The sequence below is a fragment of the Nitrosomonas marina genome, from assembly GCF_900111605.1.
GTDB classification, from domain to species: Bacteria; Pseudomonadota; Gammaproteobacteria; order Burkholderiales; family Nitrosomonadaceae; genus Nitrosomonas; species Nitrosomonas marina_A.
Genome location: NZ_FOIA01000090.1, coordinates 1 through 1,120 on the forward strand (window position 1 = coordinate 1; position 1,120 = coordinate 1,120).

A 1,120-nucleotide genomic window follows, 5' to 3' on the forward strand; every position below is an offset into this window, starting at 1 on the left:
GAAATGGTAAGAGCATATATACGGGAGCAGGAAAAAGAAGATGAGCGTATTGAGCAAATGACGCTGGATATAGACACGCCGCTTTAGCGGCTAACCAACAGCCCCTTTGAGGGGCTCAAGCGATAAGCCTCCGGCTCTGCCGGAGGTAAATTAACTTTACAATCTGTTCAAGATAGCAACGAGAATCACAAACAATTTGAACGCAGGAAAAATATGCAATTAGCGATGGCCGAAAATTCACGCTATTTAGTATATGCTATGGGTGCTGCCGCATCGCTCTATTTTATCGCCCTAATCATAGTATTACGATATCGACAAAATGCGCTCAAACTAGCTCCCCGTTTAACTAGGCGACAGCGATGGAAATTAAACCTACAAATGTTTTTCGCCAAGGTCTTTACCAAGGGGATGCTGTATTGGTTCGCAGTTTGGCTATGTTTTGGAACCGTATTTAGCCCATTTAGTTATCTGTATTTCGAATCGCGAACAGAAATCGGTTGGCTTCTCGCACTATTTATTTTAGCTTTAATTGGCTTATTGACCGGATTACGGTTAATTGCGGTAGCCAAAAGTCATGACACTTTGTCGCTTGCATCCATTGGTCATATTGATGCACGGCAACCTATCCTGTTATTACGCTCATTTGCCGACGATATGACACCCATACTACGCAACGATGGTCAAGGTGCCATGGTTCGTCGATTATTAGCACCCACATTATGGACATTGGAAGAAACTCTTGAAAAACAGTTGACTTCATACGGACCGCTCATCGCAATCGGACGGCCTGGGGAAAACATGCCGCCAGCAGGGGCTGCAAGGGAATATGTTCTCAATGAAGAATGGCGACAACGGGTAAAACAATTGATAAAACAAGCTCGGGTTGTAGTCATTATATTAGGCGACACTCCAGGCTTGAAATTTGAATACGAAGCTCTAAAACAGCTCGACGCCCTACCCAAAGTCATAGCTATTTTCCCACCTACATTGGGCGAACGCTTGGAAATCAGCTGGAAATATTTTTTTTGCATATTCTGGCGAAGTTGAACACTGATTCCGGTCCAATGTGAACACAGATTTTTCCAACGCATGACGAGTTGTCTTTTTACTTTATTTGTTC

The 1,120-nt window shown here is 43.6% G+C and carries 1 protein-coding gene; it reads left to right on the plus strand.

What is annotated here, in order from left to right:
• The first annotated feature begins 213 nt into the window (after positions 1-213).
• Positions 214-1,047 (plus strand): hypothetical protein, encoded by an 834-nt coding sequence (locus BMY62_RS15880; RefSeq protein ID WP_090662265.1) that lies wholly within the window; start codon positions 214-216, stop codon positions 1,045-1,047.
• Positions 1,048-1,120 lie beyond the last annotated feature (73 nt).

What these genes read in the sequence shown, in the direction of transcription:
- BMY62_RS15880 (WP_090662265.1), top strand. Translation starts at nt 214, where the DNA reads ATGCAATTAGCGATGGCCGAAAATTCACGCTATTTAGTATATGCTATG.